Raw genomic sequence first — 21,207 nt, 5'->3', positions numbered from 1 at the left:
TATGATAGTCGTAGGATTCTTGATGCTATTAATAGCGCTAATTCATTAGTTCTATTCAAATAAAAAGAATTACAAAAAATATACCAAGAGCTGTTAGATTAATGGTAAGATGTAACTATAGTTTACAAAGCTTGTATGTTAATATGAAATCGCTTGCGGAGAAGGGAAGGACGGATGGATGCAGTATAAGGACAAGGCCAGATCCTTAGCTGTTGCAGCTTTGTTGGTAATTGGCATAACGGTAACCCCTCCGGTGGAAGCGGATCATCCGTTAATCGTAACGTTGGATGGACAGCAACTAAAGTCCCGGTTTGAAGTAGCTGACGGGGAAGTTTACGCCCCGCTTCTTTCTCTAGCCAAAGAACTAGGTTATACAGTGAACTGGAACAAGCAAAGCGATAGAATAGATATCGTAACCGATTCGGAGAGAGCGGGCAATGGTCGGGGAGACGATGGAATTACGAAACAGCAGGTAACAGACTGGATTGTTGAACAAGGGAAAGAAGACAATTATTATGTGGAGGGCTTGTCCTACGAACTGATCGATCTCGATGGGGATGGGGAAGCAGAAGTAGTAGCTGCGATCGACGGGGGAGTGCATCTTGGCCATTATTTTATTTTTAATCGGGATGCAGAGGAGAATTATCGACTGATTTTCGAGAGCCCTTGGAAGGTAGAGACCTTAAAGCCGGGATCGCCTGTTCAAGTAGGCGATAAGCTGCTGTACGAGACCGTGGAGCGAACCGGAGGCACTGGACTGGACGTTGAAATAGCCCACCTCTGGTACATGGAGGAAGGACGGGTTATAGAAGCCTGGAAGGGCATTACGATGGAAATGAATGCGATGATACCGGATTCTTATTCGCTCACTGTGGCAGGGTACCATATCCAAGACGATGTTCTTTACTTTTGGAGGACGTTAAGTTTGCTGGAGGATGACGCCGAGACCATTCAGGGAGCCCCGGCAACGACAATGAATACATTTGTGTTTGACGGAGTTTCTTTTCAAGCAAAATGACAACGGCAGAAGTTCAGTAAGAAGAGTGCGAAAGCGCTCTTTTTTGCGCTGGCTTATTGTTCTTTGCTCTTCAATGCACCGCAACAGGTAAAAAAGGCTCCAATGACTCATAAAATAAAACAGTAAAAGGCTCAAAATTATCTGAAAGCGTGGTGATCAAGCTGGAGCGCCCTCTTCAGATTGGGATGATTGGTCTAGATACTTCGCATGTCAGCATTTTTGCGGCGCTGCTGCATCGCCATCAGGCTGCGGATGCTTCCTGCCTGCGCGGCATAACGATTGGCTGCGCCTATCCTGGCGGCTCCTCGCGCATGGAATTAAGCTACAGCCGTGTGGACCGGTATAAGAACGAACTAATTCGCGAATATGGCGTACCCATGCTTAGCAGCATCGAAGCTGTTGCGGAGGCGGCGGATGTGATCATGATCGAGTCGGTTGACGGCAGCACGCATCTGGAGCAGTTCAGTAAAGTGGCTCCTTACGGGAAACCGGTATTTATTGATAAACCCTTTGCCACATGTTTTGCTGATGCGCTGGCCATTGTCGCACTTGCCGAACGTTATAGCGTGCCGATCATGAGTGCCTCGTCGCTTCGTTATGCTTCAGCTCTGACAGACGCGCTGGAGCGTGTTGGCCACGGTGATATTATCGGGGCGGATGTGTACGGGCCGATGCCATTCGTGCATGGCCAGGCGGATTATTTCTGGTATGGCATTCACGCGGCAGAGATGCTGTTCGCGATTATGGGGCATAGCAGTCGCCAAGTTCATACGCTTTGCAGCGGGGGTCATGAGGTGATGACGGGGACCTGGGCGGATGGCCGGATTGGCGTCGTACGGGGCAGGCGGCAGGGCGGCTGCTTTGGTGCCGTCATTCACAGAGAACGCGGCAGTGATCATGTGGGTATTCACCCTGGAGGCAAGCCGTATTATGAGAGTCTGCTGGAGCAGGTCGCTCATTTTTTTCGCAAGGGAATATCTCCGGTAGCTCCGAAGGAAACCCTTGCAGTAATCAGCTTCTTGGAAGCCGCAAACCGTAGCAGGGAAACAGGCATGTCCTATGACTTGTAAGCACTGGAAAGTGCTTTTTTTGTCATTTAAATTAGTGGTCAATTGCTTTACAATATAATGTAATTACATAAGTGGCGGTCTTTGCAATGAATGCAATGGATATTGCTGCTTTATGGAGGGATGGGAATGATTCAAGGTCTGTATGAGGCGCATTTGCCGGTTAAAAATCTAGAGGCTTCAATGGCCTTCTACAGCAAATTGGGACTAAAATTAGCCTGGCGGGATGAGGATACGGCATTTTATTGGATCGAGGAAGGTCTCAGTTGGCTCGGACTGTGGGAAGGCTCGGAGCATGAAACTCCGTACCATCCGTCCTTACGGCATATTGCGTTCCGCGTGGCATATGACGATTTGAAACGATCCCTGGATTGGCTCGCATCGATCGAAGTCGAGGCTGTTCCATTTGGGAGCAGAAGCACGGTGCAGCCTTTTGTACGGCCGAACCAAGGCAATGCTTCGGTTTATTTCAATGATCCGGACGGCAATAGTCTTGAGCTGATGTGTTATATTGAGGTGCCAGCTGAATTGAAGCATATCACAGATAAACTCTCCTTGGACGAGTGGGAGAAGCTCTTGGCGGGACTTCGTCGAAATGAATAAGTTGAACGAGCTGCTGTGCCCCGAGGCAGGCGTTCGGGACGAAGAGCGTGTAAAGCGGCTAATTAGGGATTGCGAGCCGTTGATGCAGGATCTGCGCACCGTTAGGAGTCTGGGATTGCCTGACTGTTATATTGCTGCCGGGTATATTCGGGGTTACATATGGGATTGTTTGCATGGTTATGAGGCTCGCCTTCGCCATGAGGATATTGATGTGATTTATTTCGATCCACGGCTTTGCAGTGCAGAGCGGGATGAAGCGCTGCAATCACGGTTGATCGAAGAGAGCGGCAATCCGCGATGGTCGGTGAAAAATCAGGCGCGCATGCATATCCGCAACAGAGCTCTGCCCTATACGTCAACGGCGGATGCGATGAGCAGGTGGCCGGAGACCGCCACGGCTATTGGAGTTCGTTTGACAGATCAAGATGAATTGGAGCTGTGTGCTCCTTATGGTTTGGACGATTTGCTGTGCATGGTGGTGCGGCGAAGTCCTCTTTTTACGGATCAGCTATACTATTTGGAGAGGGTTCGCAGGAAAAACTGGCTGCAGGACTGGCCTTTGCTCACTTGGATCACCGATTAATCGTCAACGCTTGCAAAGATGCTTAATTGATGCTGCATTCTGGTGCCGGGGGAAACTGCAATGATGGTTGTTTTAAGAGGGTTCAGGTTCGGGATGATTTTGCAGCTGGCTGTTGGCCCTGTATGTATATATATTTTTAATGTGGCGAGCAAGCAAGGGCTGCTGGAAGCAGCGGCCGGGGTGGCGGCCGTCACCTTCGTCGATGCGATGTTCATCCTGCTGGCTATCTTTGGCGTAGCTTCCTTAATGGAGCGGCCTAAGGTTAACCGGGGATTGCGCATATTCGGCTTTGCCGTGCTGTTTGCACTTGGGATGAACCTGGTATTATCGGCCTTTGGCATAGAGCTGCTGTCCCATTTTCGCATATCGAGTGTCGCTGAGGTGGACAGGCCTTTTCTGTCCAGTCTTCTGCTTACAGCCTCCAATCCGCTAACGATTGTATTCTGGGCGGGATTGTTTACAGCCAAAATTGCCGAAGGCGGTTTAAGCAAAGCTGGAATTTATGCTTTTGGGTTAGGAACGGTATTGTCGACGCTGGTTTTCCTCCTGTTTGTCGCCTTGGGCGGCAGCATTATCGGGCAATTTCTGCCCAAGACGCTGCTTCAAATACTGGACGGCGCTGTAGGCGTATTGATTCTGTATTTTGCGGTTAGAATGATTCGTTCATCTTAATGTAAGGGGAAAGGAAGTAAGTTCATATGAGACGTGTTGATGTCGTATATACGCTGCTGCTTAATGAAGACGAGACGAAAATCCTGATGGTCAAAAACAATAGCAGGGATGCATGGACCCTTCCGGGAGGCTCGGTAGAGCATGGAGAGACGCTGGAAACGGCAGCGATCCGCGAAGCGAAGGAGGAGACCGGACTGGACGTGGAAATCGGCGGCGTAGTGGCAGTCAATGAAGGCTTGTTTACGGAGCTTGGGCAGCATGTCGTCTTCGTGACTTTCCGCGGGCGGATTACCGGAGGGCGGATGGAGATTGTCAGGCCGGATGAAATTGCAGCCATCGAATGGATCGATGTAGAGCGCGCCGATGAGCTGATGCCCTATTACAAGGAGAAGCTTAGGGATATTGTGCGACGAGGCGCCGAGGTAGCCTATTATGACGAGGGCGTTCGCGCGAAGTAATACAGCAATTGGCGTATCTTAAATTGAGTCTACGCTCCCAATCTGCGGAACACTTTGCTATAATGATTTAGAATTTGATAATAGACTATAGTACGGGGTGCGATACATGAGAGCATATTTAGATTTACTGCAGGATGTGCTGGATAACGGAACGGTCAAGGAAGACCGCACGGGCACGGGCACGCTGTCCGTATTCGGCCGCCAGCTTCGCTTTGATCTGAGTCAGGGATTTCCGCTTGTCACAACGAAGCGAATCCATTTGAAGTCGGTTATTCATGAACTGCTATGGTTCCTTAAAGGGGACACGAATATAGCTTATCTAAAAGAAAATGGCGTTCGTATTTGGGATGAATGGGCGGACGAGAATGGCGACCTTGGCCCGGTGTACGGCTCGCAGTGGCGGTCCTGGGAAGCGCCGGACGGCAGAAAGATCGATCAGATTGCCAACGTAATCGAAGCGATCAAGAACAATCCCGATTCACGCCGCCATCTCGTCAGCGCCTGGAATGTGGCGGAGGTCGACAACATGAAGCTGCCGCCATGTCATTTCGTGTTTCAATTTTATGTCGCGGACGGGAAGCTGTCGTGCATGCTGACGATGCGGTCCGTCGATACATTCCTCGGTCTGCCATTCAATATTGCCAGCTATGCGCTCTTGACCCATATGGTGGCGCAGCAATGCGGGCTGGAGGTTGGCGAATTCATCTGGTCCGGCGGGGACGTCCACATCTATAGCAATCATTTGGAGCAGGTGAAGACGCAGTTGACACGAGAGCCTTATGAGCTGCCAAAACTGGTGATCAAACGCAAGCCGGATTCGATCTTTGATTACGTATATGAAGATTTCGAGTTCGTTGGCTATCAGCATCATCCGGCGATCAAAGCAACGGTAGCCGTATAGCAGCCGCAGTTTAATAGGGGAGAAAAGGGGTATGCTATATGGGCATTTCGCTAATTTGGGCCATGGATCGCAATGGCTTGGTAGGTAAGGGCAATGATTTGCCCTGGAGATTGCCAAACGACATGAACTTCTTTAAACAGAAGACCAAGGGCAGGACGGTCGTCATGGGCCGAAAAACATGGGAGTCCTTAAGAGTCAGGCCGCTTCCTGGACGGCGGAATATCGTACTGACGGGTGACCGTTCATATGAAGCTGAGGGCGCCGAAGTACTGCATTCGGTAGACGAGGTTCTTGAAATTGCGAAGGACGCTGATCTGATGATTATCGGCGGGGGCAGCGTATACGGGCAGTTTATTCCGTATGCCGACCGTTTGTTCGTTACCCGGATCGACGCAGCATTTGAAGGAGACGTCCATTTTCCTCCGCTGGACTGGTCGGAGTTTGCCTTAGCCGAAGAGATCCCTGGTATTCGGGATGAGAAAAATTTATATGATCACCGCTTTATGATCTATGAACGGCGCAAGGGCTAAAGAATAGAATTTAAAACAGCAATCTTCTAAAATATGATATAATAGAGTGTGCATCGGAGCTGCGCGGAGCGCAGCTCTTTGTTTTGGCTATAAGAGAGGAAATGAAGACGTAATTGTGATAGAAAGGCGGCTTAACCGATGAAAACGCTCGTAATCGCAGAGAAACCGGACATGGGTCGAACGATCGCTGCCGTCATCGAACCGAGAGCGAAAAATAATCGATCGTATTTGGAAGGCGAGCATTACATCATCACTTGGGCGATCGGCCATTTACTGGGTCTGGCGGAGCCGGACGCTTACGATGAGAAATATAAGCGCTGGAACTTCGGCGATTTGCCGATCCTGCCCGATCGATTCAAGATCGTGCCTAATCCGAGAACGAAGGATCAACTGAAGACCATCGGCGAAGTAGCCAAGCGCTGCAATTGCATCGTCAATGCCTGCGACGCCGGGAGGGAAGGCCAGTACATATTCGCTTTGATCCAACAGCAGTTGAAGCTGACGCAGCCCGTTAAGCGGCTGTGGATTTCCGATTTGACGGCGGAGAGTATCCAGAAGGGCTTCGATTCCTTGCATGAGGAGGCGGAATTCGAGAATTTGACGCAGGCGGCGAGAGCGCGAAGCGAAGCGGACTGGCTAATCGGCATGAACGCGTCGCGCGCTTTTACGACCAAGCATCGTACGCTGCTGTCCGTCGGCCGGGTACAAACTCCCGTGTTGGCGCTTATTTACGATCGGCAAAAGGAAATCGAGAGCTTTGATTCGCTGACCTATTATGAAATAAAGGCGGAGCTGGAGCAGCTTGGCCGCAAGTATACGGGGACCTGGCAGGGTGATCGTCTAACAGATGCGGAGAAGGCGGCAGCTATCGCGGATAAAGTGCGGGGCAAGGAAGGCCGGATTAGCGAGTACGAGGTCAAGGACACGAAGGAATATCCGTTCAAACTGTATGATTTGACACTGCTGCAGCGTGACGCGAACGCCAAATACGGCTATTCGGCCAAGAAGACCCTGGATCTAGCGCAGGCGCTCTATGAACGGCATAAAGTGATCTCTTATCCCCGGACGAATTCTAATTATGTGACAGAGCAAAATATCGACGGGATGCATAAAGCACTTCATATGCTCAAATCCGGCCCGTACCAGCAGCTGGTGGAGGGTGCGAATCCTAGGCTTGTGCACGTGGGCAATAAATCGGTCTGCAACCCGGCGCGGGTCGAGGATCACCATGCGATCCTGCCGACGCTTCGGCGGGCCGGGACGCTCAGCAAGGAAGAGCAGAATGTGTACGATCTGGTGATTCGCCGCTTTCTCTCGCATTTCTACCCGCCTGCGGAGTACAAGCAGCATACCGTGCTCACCGAGGTTGCCGGCGAAACCTTCAAGACGAACGTGAAAGAACTGCTGTCCTTGGGCTGGAAAGTATGTCAGCCAGAAGATCCGCGGGCTGGCAGCCGCGGGAAGAAGAAGGATGAGGAAGAGGAGCAGGAAGAACTGGTCAGCGAACCGTTCCACGTCGAGAAAGATAAGCCTGTCCAGTGCCTGGATGCGCAGGCGAAGGAGAAGGCTACCCAGCCGCCAAAGGCTTATACGGAGGGGACGCTGCTGAAAGCGATGGAGAGCGCCGGGAAGCAGCTTGAGAACGAGGAGCTGCGGGACGCGATGAAAGACGCAGGGCTTGGCACGCCGGCTACACGGGCCGCGACGATTGAGCGCCTCAAAAACGTCGGTTACATTACGATGCAGGGTAAGCGGATTACCGTAACCCAAAAAGGAAGGACGGCCATCGAGCTCATTCGCCATGCTGGCATTGAGCTGCTGACCTCGCCGGAGATGACCGGGCAGTGGGAGCGCAGGCTGTATCAAATTTCGAAGGGTGAGGCGGCCAGAGAGAAGTTCATGGAGAACGTCAAGCGCTTCACGTTGTCGATCATCGATAAAGTCCGGGTCCAGCCAAAAGCGGATGCTTCCTTATTCGAGATCAAGGAGGAAGAACGGAAGGGCGGACGCGGGAAAGGCCTGAAAGCGAAGGGCACGTCCCAGCGCAAAGCGTATGGTTCAGAGCAGAGCGGAGGAAACGAGCCCCAAAAACCGGATACGGCAGGGAAAAAACGCGTAAGCGGCTCCGCGCCCGGCTCATTGCAGCCGCTTGCGCCCTGCCCCCGGGAGGGCTGCGGCGGCCAGCTTATCGAAGGGCGCAAAGGGTATGGCTGCACGCATTATAAACAAGGCTGCGGATTTGTCATTTGGAAGGAATACGCAGGCAAGAATATTTCCGTGAATATGCTGACATCATTGGTCGGCAAAGGCCAGACGCAGCTGCTGACCTTCAAGCAGCCCGAAGGCGATTTTAAGGCGCGGATCGTGCTCGCCGATTCCATGAGCGGGAAACTGGATTTGCAGCGGGCCGAAGAATAGTCTGCAAACATTTATCATTAAACGCAAAAATGAAATAAGGTTGCCTGAAATAGGCAACCTTATTTCTGTCTTTAAAAATCGGTTTGAAACCTGATGCAATTTACCTGGCGCTGTTCCGGATCGTCATCGCCAGGCTTTCGGCGATAATGCCGGGTACTTGCTCCAAGGAGGATATCGTGTACATCGACGTATCTGCAGGCTGCTTGATATCAACCAGATTATAGGACCATTCCGTGGGATGCTTGATATAGATCGAGTTAATTCCCGCGGCTACCGCCGGGGCAATATCCGTGCGCAGGCTGTTGCCAATCATCCAGGTGCGTCTGCGGTTGAAGTGCCGCGATCGTAAAATTTCCTCCAGCGCCTCGGCATTTTTATGCGTGCGGATGTAGATTCGGTCGCCAAAATACGAGGACAGCTTCATCCGTTCGATTTTGCGCTGCTGGATCGATTCGTCACCGCCCGTATATAAGTTCAGCTCATGGCCTTGCTCGCTCAGCAAATTGAGCGTTTCCACCATGCCGGGGTAGGGCTCTACTTCCTGGTCGTATACGCTCATGCCAAGCTGAGATAGATGCTCCTCCTCAATCAGGTTGGCTTCACGTCCGATTAATGAGCTGAAATAACGATACGTGTCCACGAGCGATTCCGCAAAGTGGCTGCTAACGAAGCCCAGCTTCTTGACTCCGGCAACGTCGATTTCTGTTTGTTTGGCAAGGATTTCAGGTGCCGTAAGCCGCTCTGCCCCAAACCATTCCAACAGCTGGTCAGCGAATCTCTCCAGAATTTGATCGAAATATTTATTGCAGTAAATCAGTGTGTCATCCAGATCAAAAATGATTTGTTGGCGCAGTGTATCATTCAAAACAGGTCACTCCTTTGTACAGCGGGAAACAATATTACTATAACCGGATATAGGATTCCAAAAACATTTGCAGCTCAGCTGCCCCATCCGGCCTGATGCTGAATTTCTCCGTATCGACGTCGACGAGATGTACGCGAAGCAAGCCAGCCACGCGCAGGCGCATCAGATGATGCATCAGCTTGTCTTCGGATTCGTGCAGGTTACTGACCATTTCCTGCAGTGATTTCGGTTCATTAGCGACATAACGCAGCAGGCGAAGGCGTTCTGGATTGGCTAGTGCACGTGTTAGCCGCAGCAGACATGTCGGCGGTTCGTCTTCGTCTAGCTCAGGAATATCGATCGGATATTGGATTAGCAGCGCACCGTTATAGAAGCAATAGGTGTTGATGGGTCGGAAATGTATGGATGGGACAAGCACAACCTGTTTACTTGGCAGTCCCGCTTCAAGAACGATTCCGCCTGAGGCGTATTCTACGAGGGCCTCAGGGTCCATTTTATGCAATAAGGTGGATTTCTCGGCCGCATCCTCTTCTAAAAGAGGCGTATATTGCGGAGCGACATCGATAAAGTACAAATCATTCCATTTCCGAAGCAGCGGGACATAACTGCTGCGAATACGCTCGACTTCTTGAGTGTTCATATCGGGAATATAGGATTTAATACTATGGTAAAGGGTATCATTTGCGGCATGCTCCAGGTCGTCCAGAAAGGCGTCGATGCTATGGCTGGAACGATCCATCGCCAAGGCATACAGCACATCGTAATCGGAAAAAGGGAACTTCGCGGCAGCGGCGAAAGCCTGCTGTGTATCCAGGTTAAAGCGGGAGCCGACATCATCCAGCCACTCCAGTCCTACATCCAGATTATTCACCCATTTGCGGGTCGTAAATACTATGAAGCTGCTGATGAGCTCATATATTGGAGAAACGTCAACTTTGACATTGTATGTCATGACAAGAAACCTCCCTGACATCTTTACATCCATATCCATTATGGCTTGTTTGCTATGAGATTGTCTACTATAATGTTTATTGTTATAAGCTGTGGGTGGAATGCCTGATTTGAATTATAACCTACAAATGATTGTGGAAAGTCGTCATCTGTTGACGATTTTCTTTCTTTTTAGCGAAGGAGTAAAATTACATCTATGGAATATCATCACAAACGCTTGTTTTCACCAGTATTTATTCTTATCTTAGTCATCATTGCTGCTGGACTAAGCCAGGGCTTGCTTCTTCCTGTTCTATCCATATTTATGGAAGAGCGGGGGATCTCCTCCTCCGTGAACGGCTTGCATGCGGCCGCCCTTTATATCGGTTCTTTCGGGATGTCTCTTGTCGCGGTAAAGGTGCTGGATAGGATTGGTTTCAAGAAGCTGATCCTTGGGGGAATGGTGCTGGTTATGGTGGCACTTCCGCTATTTCCGCTGATCTCGAATCTCGAAATCTGGTTTATCCTCCGCCTGCTGGTGGGCATAGGCGACAACGCGCTGCATTTTGCATCCCAGCTCTGGATGATGCTTATCACGCCTCCGAATCAGCGGGGGAGAAATATTTCCATCTATGGGATGTCTTACGGCATTGGTTTTTCTATCGGACCGCTGGCCATCCGGCTGCTGCCTTACGGGCAGCTTGTCCCGTTCCTGCTGCTAGCCATTCTGTTCGCTTTGGTTGCCTTGCTTGTGTATCTGCAAATGCCGGATACCATGCCTGACAAACTGGACGAGGGAAAAGGGAAGGCCACCGGCTCACGAAAAACGCTGCGAATATACCGTTTGGCCTGGTTTGCGTTAATTCCGTCGGTGCTCTATGGCTATATGGAGGCTGCGATGAATAGCAACTTTCCGATTTATGGGCTGCGCACGGGGCTGACCGCAGGCGAAATAGCTACATTATTGCCGTTTTTCGGTATCGGCGGACTGATTCTGCAGCTGCCGCTGGGCTACTTAAGCGATCGGTACGGACGTAAAATAATTCTTATGATTGCGGGAAGTCTAGGGGGTCTGCTATTCCTTATCGTTCCTATAATAGGAAGCGATTATTTTGGACTTCTGATGATCTTCATGCTTACCGGCGGCCTGGTCGGTTCATTTTTCTCGCTTGGCTTGGCCTATGCAGCCGATATTTTGCCGCGGCATCTGCTTCCTGCGGCCAACGTCATCGCTTCCATTCATTTTAATATCGGCAGCATCGCGGGTCCGAATTTGGGCGGAGCTGCCATGCATTTCGGCTCGGCCGGCTTGCTGTTCGTGATTCTCGGTTTGTTTTATTTGACATTTTCGGTGGCGGGTTTGCTGTTTCGGCCGGAAGCTGGGAATAAATCATAAATTATGAACATGGTGTAATGGATTTTCAGAGCTATTTCCAATAAACTAAAGGAAGAGAAGCATTGACCAAAGGAGAATCGACATGTTTAAGGTGAACAACCTCAAGAAATCGGTAGAAGGCAATACCAAAGAAGTACTGCACGGGATTAGCGCCGAGTTTGAAGCGGGAGAAATGATCGGAGTCGTCGGGCCGAGCGGAAGCGGCAAGAGCATTTTGCTGCAATGCCTCGCCCTGCGGGAAAGCTGGAATGATGGAGATTATACCTGGGATGGCAAATCAGTCATTCGCGGCGGCGGCAAGGGAGCGGGAAAATTTCGTTCTAAATGCGCATACTTGGAACAGAATCCTACACTTAACCCCGAGAAAACCGCGCTGAAAAACGTGCTGATCGGCCAAGCCGGGCAGACATCGCTGCTAAGGCGGCTGACAGGCATGGTACGCTCGGACGATTATATGGGCGCGATGGACGAGCTGGAGAAATTCGGCTTGCTGGACAAAGCGCATCTCAAAGCAGGCAATTTAAGCGGGGGTGAACGGCAGCGCGTGGCGATTTGCCGGGCGCTGGTGCACGGCGCGGGCTTTATTGCCGCGGATGAGCCGGTTATCGGACTGGACCCGCACTCTGCGGACAAAGTCATGGCTACGCTCAAAAGTTTATGCACCGAACAGGGAAAGACGGTCATCGCGGCGCTGCCGATCGAGCTGGCGGAGCGGTACTGCACGAGAATTTGGGGCATTTACGACGGGCAGCTCCAGCTAGACGTGAAGGGAAGACGTCTAACCGGCGAAGAGAAGCGGCAAATCGACTTAGCATGAAGAGAGTGATACGATTGAATTTAACCAGATGGCTTCCCCTTCTGGGAAGCGCATTGCTGCTGCTTGTGCTTAGCGGATGCAACTTTATGATGGATCCGAAGCTGCTGATGAAAACGCCCGAGCTTAGCTCTGATAAGGAGACGCTGAGAAGCGTCATCAACGCCCAACTCAAGGGCGCGGTCATTCGCCCTCGCGATGCGGCGGACATTAGCTCAATCCGGGTGGTCGACCTCAACAAGGACGGCATCATGGAAGCGGTGGTTTTCTACGAGACCCCGATGGAGAAGGTCAAGGTTCATGGCCTGATTCTGGAAAACCGGGACAATACGTGGATACCAAAGGTCAGATTCGATGGAGAAGGCCAGGTGCTTGAATCTTTTGAACTCAAGGAAGTGACCGGGAACGGTGAAATTAATATCGTTGCCGGATTCTCGAGCGGGGAGAAGCAAACCCAGAAAGGCTTAATCGTCTATTCCTATACGGGAAGCTCGGTGGAGCGGATTTTGGAGCTTCCATATAACTATTTCATCATCGATGATCTGAATGATGACGGCCAGCTTGATATTACAGTTATATCGCTCAGGAAGGATCAATATACAACGATAACGACTTATCAATATGATCAATCATTTCAGGAGTTGGCTAAGCTGCAGCTCGAAGATGCGGTAAGCGGTTATTACAACGTTGTTCATGGCAACATTACGCCGGATAAGCGCGGAATAATTCTTGACGCTATATCAGGCGAGCATTCCGGATATTCCATCATTATAGTGATGGAAGACGGTCAGCTTGTAGATCTCATACCCGACCAGAGCGCGACGCTGAAGGATTACCAGATCATGAGCGCTGATGTCAATGATGACGGTATTCTGGAAATCGGTATGCTGGAAACCCCGAGAGGCTGGGAATACATCGCTTTTGACGATATTCCTTGGCTGTTCTCGTATTATCGATGGGATCCGAGCAATGGTTTGACTTTTGTCATGCAGCAATATATGGATTTGGAAGGCAGGTTCTATTTCAATCTTCCGAAGGAATGGTGGGGTAAAGTAACAATCGATATTAAATCCATCAAGGATGAACATATCAATTTCATCGATATCGATACGAACGCGACACTGGCGGAAATCCGCTTCTTCTCTTTAGCGGAGTGGGAGCAGGTCAAGGAAGACTGGGAATTGCTAGCGCGCGACAACGATAAAGTGATCGGTTTCCTTAGCCATACCGATTTAAGAGTGAATAAAGGCGAGAAAGAAATTAAGCGCTAATCGCTTAATGCAATCAAAAGGGAGGAAGGCAAAGTTGAGCAAAGTGTTAATCTTGGAAGACGAAGAATCCATCCGCAGCTTTATCGTGATCAACCTGAAGCGCAATGGCTTTGAAGTAATCGAGGCGGCGGACGGCAATGAGGCATTGGACCGGTATAACAGCATTCCGGACATCGATATCGCTTTGCTGGACGTTATGGTGCCGGGAATCGACGGTTTCGAGGTATGCCGCAAAATCCGGGAATCGAATGAACGGATCGGCATCATTTTTCTAACGGCCAAGGTGCAGGAGCAGGATAAGGTATATGCTCTCTCCGTCGGAGCGGACGACCACATCAGCAAGCCGTTTAGTCCGACTGAACTCATTGCCCGCATCCAGTCCTTACTGAGACGTGTGAATGTGTACAGGGAGAGCAGCGCAAAGGTATCCTTTACCTCTGGGCCATTCACACTCGATTTGATCAGCAAGCAGTTCAAGAAAAACGGACAGCTTATCGAGCTTACACCAACTGAGTTTTCACTTATTCAGTATTTTCTGGAGAAGGAGAACACGCCGCTGAGCCGCGATCTGCTGTTGGACCATGTCTGGGGCAAGGAATATATGGGCGATCCCAAAATTGTTGACGTAAATATTCGCAGACTGCGTCAAAAAATCGAAAACAACCCTTCCGAACCGGCCTTCCTGCAAACCGTATGGGGACACGGTTATAAGTGGAAGGGCGAGGGGCAATGATCAAAAAAGGGATCGGGCGCCAAATCGTCCTGCATTATTTCATCGTAGTATTTGTAACCTTGTTTATGGTTGAAGTCATATTTGCCTTCGCCTTACGGACATATTACTACCAAACGATTGAGAACCATATGTCCAACCATGCTACAAGGACAACGGATTATTTCCAGAGATTTGTGAAGCTCTATGCGGAGAGGGATCCGGATTATTTCACGGAGATTCTCCGTACGTTCGAGCTGGATAATACGGAACTGATGGTCTTAGGCCGCAAGGGCGAGGTGAAGGCCAGCAGCACGCAGTTTCAGGCGGACAAACCCATTCAGACAAGCGACGTGCCGCAGGCCCTTGCCGGGGGCGTTGGCAAATGGGTAGGACGGCAGGCAACCGGAGAATGGGTCATGGCCGTATCAACCCCACTGCAGGTCCGTGGTGAGAACCGCTATATTGTCAGATATGTTACTTCCCTGGAGGACGTCAATGCCAAGCTGATGAACATGACGCTGCTCTCCGTGGGCGTAGGTTCGGCCGTACTGGCTCTGGTGACGCTGTTCAGCATCGGTCTCGCCAACTCGATCGTCAAACCGATTAATAATATCAGAGCTGTTTCCGCGCAGATGGCTAAGGGAAAATTTGATGCGCGGATTAAAGGGAATTATAAATATGAGCTCGGAGAGCTGGCGGCAACCTTGAACTATATGGCCGAGGAGATTGTCCGCAGCAACCAGATCAAGGATGATTTCATCTCGTCGATTTCCCATGAGCTGCGAACGCCGCTGACTGGTATCAAAGGCTGGAGTGAAACATTAACCTCCGGCGGCTTCGACCCGGAAGAAACGAAGATCGGGATGCAGATTATTTCCAAAGAGACGGAGCGGCTGATCGGCCTTGTCGAGGAAATGCTCGACTTCTCCAAGCTCCAGCAAAATGAGATGAAGCTAGTCATCGGCAAGGTGAACCTGAAGGAGCTGCTGCAGGAGACGATGCTTAACGTATGGGCTAAGGCCGAGCAGAAGCAGATCCAGCTGAAGCTGGATGATCGCGCGGAGCGTCCTGTGATCGTGGTTGGAGATGGCAACCGTCTGAAGCAGGTATTTTTGAATCTGGTGGATAATGCGGTTAAATTTTCAAATGAGAACAGCTGGATTCATCTCGTCATCACTTTAAAGGATAACAGTACGGCTCTAGTGCAAGTGATCGACAGCGGAATCGGGATTAGCGAAGAGCATCTAGGCAAAGTGAGCGACCGCTTCTTCCAAGTTAATCATAACCGGGGCGGCACGGGGCTCGGGCTGGCCATCAGTAAGCAGATTGTCGAACTGCATAAAGGTGAAATGCAAATCCATAGCGAGCTCGGTGCAGGGACCACCGTATCCGTTACGCTGCCTCTGCTGGAAATGGTAGGGGAAGCAGGCACTGGAGCGGAAGGCGCAGAAGCGCCGCAAACTTCGGATCTGTTAACTGGGAACGAACAATTGGGTCAAGATGGGATGAACGAGGATGCATAATTTATGGGAAGAGATCACTACACCGCACGGATCGTTTGCGATTGCGCTTGCCGATGCACAGGACAAGGATACCGTCCGCGAGATGCTGATCGAAGCGGCGGAGTGGATGGCAAGCCTTGGCGTGCAGCAATGGAATCCGCAACAATTTACGGCAGCGGAGATTGATCGGTATTTTGCCGAACGTGAAGTTTACCTGCTTATACGTGGGGATCAGGCTGTCGGGATGTTTACACTGCAGAGCAGCGATCCCGAGTATTGGGGGCCGCTTAATGAAGAAGGCTGCAGCTATCTGCACCGGTTAACGGTCCGCTCTTCCTGGCGGGGTAAGCAGTTAGGGGGAGCGATGATTGAATGGGCGGCCAAGCGAACGAAGGAGCTCGGGAGAAGAGCACTACGCTTGGACTGCTGGGACGGCAATGCAAAGCTTAACCGCATGTACGCCGGCATGGGATTCGCTCATAAAGGCACGGGCAAGAAGCAGGGCAGGGGTTATAACCTGTATGAAATGAATTTAAATTTGCGGTAATGTTGAAGAGCGGATCATGAGGATCCGCTCTTTGTTATATACATAGAATATGGAATTGGACAAAGCTTCTTAAGATGATAGTCCTTCTGCCCGCAAGCGAGCCGTATTGTCGTATACTTCCTTGAGTAAGCGGGAAGGCTGGGTACGGACGGCAGGTTTTGCCAGCACTGTCTCGTTAGGACCAATCACGATGATTTCGTGTGCGGTACCCTTAATGACCGCTCCATCCTTGATGACGGCACCTTCGCCGATGATCGCTCGCTCAATGAGCACATTGCGGCCGATTTCTACGTTCGGCATGACGATACTGTCCTTGATCTTAGTATGGCGGCCAATGATCGATCCGCCGAAAATGACCGAACGTTCAGCACAGCCTTCGAGGGTGCAGCAATCGTGAACCATGGATGCTTTAATTTCGGCGCTGCGGGTTTTGACAGAACCCAGCTTCGTTCGCATTTCGCGCGTATACATCGGCCATTGCTCATTCGGAAATATCCAGTCCCTGCCGCTCAGCAGGTCCATGTGAGCGTCCCATAGACTTTGGACAGTACCGACGTCGCGCCAGTACCCTTTAAATTCATAGGCATGCAGCGGCATGGAACCGGCAAGCATTTTAGGGATGACATCTTTGCCGAAATCATGGCTGGAATGCGGATCATTCGCATCCTCGATCAAATGCTGCTTCAGGAAATCCCACTTGAACAGGTAAATACCCATGGAGGCCAGGTTGCTTACGGGTTGCTCCGGCTTTTCGGCGAATTCTGTAATGCGCTGCTGTTTGTCGATGGACATGACGCCAAAACGATGGGCTTCCTCCCAAGGTACCGGCATAACGGAAATGGTCGCCAAAGCTCCTTGCTTGATATGGGATTTCAGCATTTCGCGATAATCCATGTGATAAATATGATCACCAGACAAAATAAGGACGTTGTCGGGCGAATAGCGGTCCACGTACTCGATGTTTTTATAAATGGCATCGGCGGTGCCTACATATTCATTGTTTCCGGTATTGTCCGTGCCATAAGAAGGGAGCAAAGCGATCCCGCCATTCTCCGTTCTGGGCAAACCCCATGCCTCGCCGTCTCCGATATGCTGGTGGAGTGATTCTGCTTCATATTGTGTCAGAACACCGATGGTATCGATTCCTGAGTTTACGCAATTGCTGAGAGGAAAATCGATAATACGGTATTTGCTGCCAAATGGCACTGCCGGTTTAGCCTGTTTGGACGTGAGAGGAGATAATCTCCGGCCTTCTCCTCCGGCCAACAGCATGGCAATGCAATCCTTTTTGTTCATGTCGTTTTCCCTCCCTGTGGATTTTCAATGTAGTACTTACATAAACGAGATGTGCAGCCCTTGAAACGATCAGAAGATAAAATAGATGAAAAGTTACATTTTATTTTTCAAACCATAAATTCGTTATTCAGTCCGGAAATAAATGGGTAAATTAGTTGTTGGAACATTTAGAAAAGCAGGTGATCATTCCTTGTTATTGTCAGAGCGATCGTCCAAGCAAGCCATTTCAGCAAGCGATATTTACTTGTTTCATGAAGGTACGCTGTATCGCAGTTATTTCACGTTCGGTGCGCACCGGGCGGTTGAGGACGGCCGTACAGGAGTCAGATTTACCGTGTGGGCACCCCATGCGATTCGTGTTGGCCTTGCGTCGGACTGGAATGAATGGAGTGGGCAGAACGATTTATTATATAAGATACCCGATTCGGGAATTTGGACTCGCTTTTTCCCTGGTGTTGAAGAAGGAACTTTTTACAAGTATGAAATAACAGGACCGAACGGCGATACTTTCCTCAAAGCCGATCCATATGCCTTTCATGCGGAGGTCAGACCGGCGACGGCATCCATTGTGCGGTCATTGTCAGGCTATAAATGGAATGACGGAAAGTGGAGAAGCAAGAACAGAGTGCCGTTTCAGAGACCTCTAAACATTTATGAGGTGCATTTCGGCACGTGGAGGCAAAAACCCGGCGGCGATTTTTTCACTTATCGGGAGATGGCTGACGAGTTAATTCCTTATGTCGTAGATATGGGCTACACCCATATTGAAATCATGCCGCTCGCCGAGCATCCTTACGATTTGTCCTGGGGTTACCAGGCTACTGGTTATTTTGCGCCTACAAGCAGATATGGCGAGCCCGAGGATCTCATGTATTTCGTTGATCGCTGCCATCAGGCGGACATCGGGGTACTGCTGGATTGGGTGCCAGGACATTTCACAAAGGATGCTCACGGGCTGCGTATGTTCGACGGGACACCGCTGTACGAATACGGTGATCCGCTAATGGCTGAGAAGCCGGGCTGGGGAACGCTCAGCTTTGATTTCTCGAAGCCGGAAATACGTTCCTTCCTCATTTCCAATGCTCTGTATTGGATGGATGTTTACCACTTTGACGGTCTTCGCGTTGATGCGGTCACCAGCATGATTCGTCTCGATTTCGAGAAGCAGGCTGGTCAGTACCGGCTGAACGATCAGGGAGGCATTGAGAATGTCGAGGCGATTTCCTTTCTGCGGCAGCTCAACCGTACTGTATTCCAATATTATCCTCATGCATTAATGATGGCAGAGGAATCCAGCGCATGGCCGCTTGTGACTGCGCCGATCGAGGATGGAGGGCTCGGATTCAACTACAAGTGGAATATGGGCTGGATGAACGATACGCTCGAATATGTCGAGAAACATTTTCAGCAGCGGCCTAGCTATCACAATTTACTGACCTTTCCGATCTGCTACGCTTATTCGGAAAATTTCATTTTGCCTTTATCACATGATGAAGTGGTTCATGGAAAAAAATCTTTGCTGGACAAAAATCCGGGCAGCTACGAAGAGAAGTTTGCCGGGCTGCGGCTGCTGCGCGGGTATCAGCTTACTTCACCCGGGAAGAAGCTGCAATTCATGGGCGGTGAGTTTGGCCAATTCATTGAATGGAAGGATCAGGACCAGTTGGACTGGTTCCTTCTGGATTATGATTCGCATCGGTGCATGCTGGAATACACGGCTGCTTTGAACAGGCTGTATTTGCAGGAGAGGGCGCTGTGGGAACTGGATCATTCTTTCGACGGCTATCAGTGGATTAACCCGCATGATGCCGCTCAAAGCGTGATTTGCTTCTTGCGTAAGGGCAAGAAAGCGGGAGACACGCTGCTTGTGATCATTAATTTTCAGGCAGTCCCACGAACGGACTACCGTGTAGGCGTGCCAAAACATGGAGAATATACGCTGATATTCAACAGTGACGATTTGGCCTACGGCGGTAACGGGACAATGATAAAAACCTCCTTGGCCTCTGTTAAAATACCTTGGCATGAGCAGTCCCATAGCGTAGTCATGGATATAGCTCCCCTGAGTATGACGATTTGGAAGAAGACGTTGAAGCGACAAACTGCTTCAGCGAAGAGGAGGACGAAGAAAAAATGAAAATTCTGTTCGCCGCGGCGGAAGTTGCGCCGTTCATCAAAACGGGTGGCCTGGCCGATGTCATTGGAGCATTGCCGAAAGCGCTGCACGAGGCCGGACACGATGTCCGAATCGTGCTGCCGAAGTACCGGGATATGTCCGCTGCTTACAGTGACCTCCTTGAACACTGGGGGGCGGTTGAAGTTCCGGTTGGCTGGCGTCGGCAGTACGGTGGGATCGAGTATTTGGCTTGGGAGGAAATCCCGGTATATTTTATCGATAACGAATACTACTTTGGCAGGGAAGGGGTGTACGGCTACTGGGACGACGGGGAGAGATTTGCATTTTTGAACCGGGCTGTGCTGGAGATTCTGCCTGCGATCGATTTCTGGCCAGACGTACTGCACTGTCATGATTGGCACACCGCGATGATTCCCCTATTACTGCAGGAACACTTCCGCCATCACCCTAATTACGCTGGCATTCGTACCGTATTTACCATTCACAATCTGCTGTATCAAGGGCTATTTCCTGACGAGGTGCTTGGTGACCTGCTGAGCTTGCCGCACACTTATTATACGCCGGAGGGCGTCGAATATAACGGTGCTGTAAGTTTTATGAAAGCAGGCTTGGTGTTTTCAGATCATGTTACAACAGTAAGCCCGACTTATGCGGAGGAGATCAAGACACCGTATTACGGTTACGGGTTGGACGGACTGCTGCGTTCCCTCGGGGACCGATTGTCGGGAATTGTCAACGGCGTGGATACGAAGCTGTACAACCCGGCGACAGACGAGGTACTGGCCGTCCGGTACAAGTCAAGCGCAAAGAAGAAGCAGGAGAATAAGGAGGCTTTGCAGGAGGAGTTGGGCCTGCCTGTATCCGCCAGGACGCCTCTCGTAGCGATGGTTACACGGCTTGTTGAGCCAAAAGGGCTTGATCTGGTCATCCGCATTTTGGATGAGTGGCTGGCCTCTGACGATATTCAATTCGTCATTCTTGGTACAGGCGACAGGGCGTATGAGGATTGGTTCAGAGAAGCGGCGCATCGTCACCCTGCAAAGCTGTCGGCGCAATTACTGTTCAGTGACGCATTGTCCCGGAAAATATATGCAGGCAGCGACCTGTTCCTGATGCCCTCCAAATTCGAGCCCTGCGGAATTAGCCAGCTGCTGGCACTGCGTTATGGCAGTATCCCGGTCGTCCGTGAAACCGGAGGGTTGAACGATACGGTAAAGTCCTACAACGAGGCGACCGGAGAAGGGAACGGATTCACGTTTGCGAATTTCAATGCCCACGACCTGCTGTACACATTGCGCCGGGCAATCGAATTTTATCATCAGCAAGATCACTGGAAACAGCTGCTTCGCAATGCCTTTGCTGGAGATTACAGCTGGGCGGTGTCGGCCAAACAATATATCGATATCTATGAACGAGTTGCGAGAGATGCTTGAACAACTACAAATCCCCCAATCCTTCGATTCAACCCGAGGAGTTGGGGGATTTGT

General features: G+C 50.6%; 20 protein-coding genes. 17 read left to right on the top strand and 3 right to left on the bottom strand.

All coding sequences use genetic code 11. The annotated features are described in order from the left end of the window. Positions 1–178 precede the first annotated feature (178 nt). The 9 genes from GNP95_RS21565 to GNP95_RS21525 all read left to right on the top strand — a co-directional run bounded on the left by GNP95_RS21565 (position 179) and on the right by GNP95_RS21525 (position 8,250). Positions 179–1,018, top strand: a complete 840-nt coding sequence (locus GNP95_RS21565) for a hypothetical protein (RefSeq protein WP_155612900.1) — start codon at positions 179–181, stop codon at positions 1,016–1,018. A gap of 185 nt (positions 1,019–1,203) precedes the next feature. Then, positions 1,204–2,088 (top strand): Gfo/Idh/MocA family protein, encoded by an 885-nt coding sequence (locus tag GNP95_RS21560; RefSeq protein WP_196427278.1) that lies wholly within the window; start codon positions 1,204–1,206, stop codon positions 2,086–2,088. Positions 2,089–2,214: 126 nt separating this feature from the next. Further along, entirely contained in the window at positions 2,215–2,688 is a 474-nt protein-coding gene (locus GNP95_RS21555; protein WP_155612899.1) for a VOC family protein, read from the top strand. Continuing rightward, the gene (locus GNP95_RS21550) at positions 2,681–3,271 is read left to right on the top strand and encodes a nucleotidyltransferase family protein (RefSeq protein ID WP_155612898.1); all 591 of its coding nucleotides are present in this window, start codon (positions 2,681–2,683) and stop codon (positions 3,269–3,271) included. The genes GNP95_RS21555 and GNP95_RS21550 overlap by 8 nt, the downstream gene beginning before the upstream one ends. Positions 3,272–3,331: 60 nt before the next feature. Beyond that, positions 3,332–3,943, top strand: coding sequence for a LysE family transporter (locus tag GNP95_RS21545; RefSeq protein ID WP_230873941.1), 612 nt, complete (start codon positions 3,332–3,334; stop codon positions 3,941–3,943). Between the two features lie 26 nt (positions 3,944–3,969). Beyond that, positions 3,970–4,401, top strand: coding sequence for an NUDIX hydrolase (locus GNP95_RS21540; protein WP_155612897.1), 432 nt, complete (start codon positions 3,970–3,972; stop codon positions 4,399–4,401). A 106-nt stretch (positions 4,402–4,507) separates the two neighbouring features. Next, a complete protein-coding gene (gene thyA, locus GNP95_RS21535; protein WP_155612896.1) occupies positions 4,508–5,302 on the top strand; it encodes a thymidylate synthase in 795 nt (264 codons plus the stop codon). A 38-nt stretch (positions 5,303–5,340) separates the two neighbouring features. Next, positions 5,341–5,832, top strand: coding sequence for a dihydrofolate reductase (locus tag GNP95_RS21530; RefSeq protein ID WP_155612895.1), 492 nt, complete (start codon positions 5,341–5,343; stop codon positions 5,830–5,832). 138 nt (positions 5,833–5,970) lie between these two features. After that, positions 5,971–8,250 (top strand): type IA DNA topoisomerase, encoded by a 2,280-nt coding sequence (locus tag GNP95_RS21525; protein ID WP_155612894.1) that lies wholly within the window; start codon positions 5,971–5,973, stop codon positions 8,248–8,250. A 100-nt stretch (positions 8,251–8,350) separates the two neighbouring features. Here the strand turns inward: GNP95_RS21525 and GNP95_RS21520 are convergent, their stop codons facing one another. Together GNP95_RS21520 and GNP95_RS21515 are read right to left on the bottom strand one after the other, a co-directional pair. After that, a complete protein-coding gene (locus GNP95_RS21520; protein ID WP_155612893.1) occupies positions 8,351–9,115 on the bottom strand; it encodes an HAD family hydrolase in 765 nt (254 codons plus the stop codon). Positions 9,116–9,152: 37 nt separating this feature from the next. After that, a complete protein-coding gene (locus tag GNP95_RS21515; protein ID WP_155612892.1) occupies positions 9,153–10,067 on the bottom strand; it encodes an ArsR/SmtB family transcription factor in 915 nt (304 codons plus the stop codon). A gap of 195 nt (positions 10,068–10,262) precedes the next feature. Between GNP95_RS21515 and GNP95_RS21510 the strand changes: the two genes are divergently transcribed. The 6 genes from GNP95_RS21510 (at position 10,263) to GNP95_RS21485 (ending at position 16,287) form a co-directional block, all read left to right on the top strand. Next, complete coding sequence (locus GNP95_RS21510) at positions 10,263–11,441, top strand: MFS transporter (RefSeq protein WP_155612891.1); 1,179 nt, start codon at positions 10,263–10,265, stop codon at positions 11,439–11,441. 82 nt (positions 11,442–11,523) lie between these two features. Further along, positions 11,524–12,258, top strand: a complete 735-nt coding sequence (locus GNP95_RS21505; RefSeq protein ID WP_155612890.1) for a phosphonate ABC transporter ATP-binding protein — start codon at positions 11,524–11,526, stop codon at positions 12,256–12,258. A 5-nt stretch (positions 12,259–12,263) separates the two neighbouring features. Further along, a complete protein-coding gene (locus GNP95_RS21500) occupies positions 12,264–13,526 on the top strand; it encodes a hypothetical protein (RefSeq protein ID WP_330163562.1) in 1,263 nt (420 codons plus the stop codon). A gap of 34 nt (positions 13,527–13,560) precedes the next feature. After that, positions 13,561–14,259 (top strand): response regulator transcription factor, encoded by a 699-nt coding sequence (locus tag GNP95_RS21495; RefSeq protein WP_155612888.1) that lies wholly within the window; start codon positions 13,561–13,563, stop codon positions 14,257–14,259. Next, a complete protein-coding gene (locus GNP95_RS21490) occupies positions 14,256–15,761 on the top strand; it encodes a sensor histidine kinase (RefSeq protein WP_155612887.1) in 1,506 nt (501 codons plus the stop codon). Before GNP95_RS21495 ends, GNP95_RS21490 begins: the two co-directional genes overlap by 4 nt. Then, positions 15,754–16,287, top strand: coding sequence for a GNAT family N-acetyltransferase (locus GNP95_RS21485; protein WP_155612886.1), 534 nt, complete (start codon positions 15,754–15,756; stop codon positions 16,285–16,287). The genes GNP95_RS21490 and GNP95_RS21485 overlap by 8 nt, the downstream gene beginning before the upstream one ends. Before the next feature lie 69 nt (positions 16,288–16,356). Here GNP95_RS21485 and GNP95_RS21480 read toward each other — a convergent pair whose 3' ends face one another. Next, positions 16,357–17,583, bottom strand: coding sequence for a glucose-1-phosphate adenylyltransferase (locus GNP95_RS21480; protein ID WP_155612885.1), 1,227 nt, complete (start codon positions 17,581–17,583; stop codon positions 16,357–16,359). Between the two features lie 196 nt (positions 17,584–17,779). Between GNP95_RS21480 and glgB the strand changes: the two genes are divergently transcribed. Both glgB and glgA read left to right on the top strand, forming a co-directional pair. Beyond that, the gene (gene glgB, locus GNP95_RS21475; protein ID WP_230873947.1) at positions 17,780–19,720 is read left to right on the top strand and encodes a 1,4-alpha-glucan branching protein GlgB; all 1,941 of its coding nucleotides are present in this window, start codon (positions 17,780–17,782) and stop codon (positions 19,718–19,720) included. Continuing rightward, positions 19,717–21,153: a glycogen synthase GlgA gene (gene glgA, locus GNP95_RS21470; protein WP_155612883.1), complete on the top strand. Its 1,437-nt coding sequence runs from the start codon at positions 19,717–19,719 to the stop codon at positions 21,151–21,153. The genes glgB and glgA overlap by 4 nt, the downstream gene beginning before the upstream one ends. Positions 21,154–21,207: the final 54 nt, after the last annotated feature.

This window comes from Paenibacillus woosongensis (assembly GCF_009725165.1).
In the GTDB taxonomy this organism is placed as follows: domain Bacteria; phylum Bacillota; class Bacilli; order Paenibacillales; family Paenibacillaceae; genus Fontibacillus; species Fontibacillus woosongensis.
This window is presented reverse-complemented; position numbering and strand designations above follow the sequence as displayed.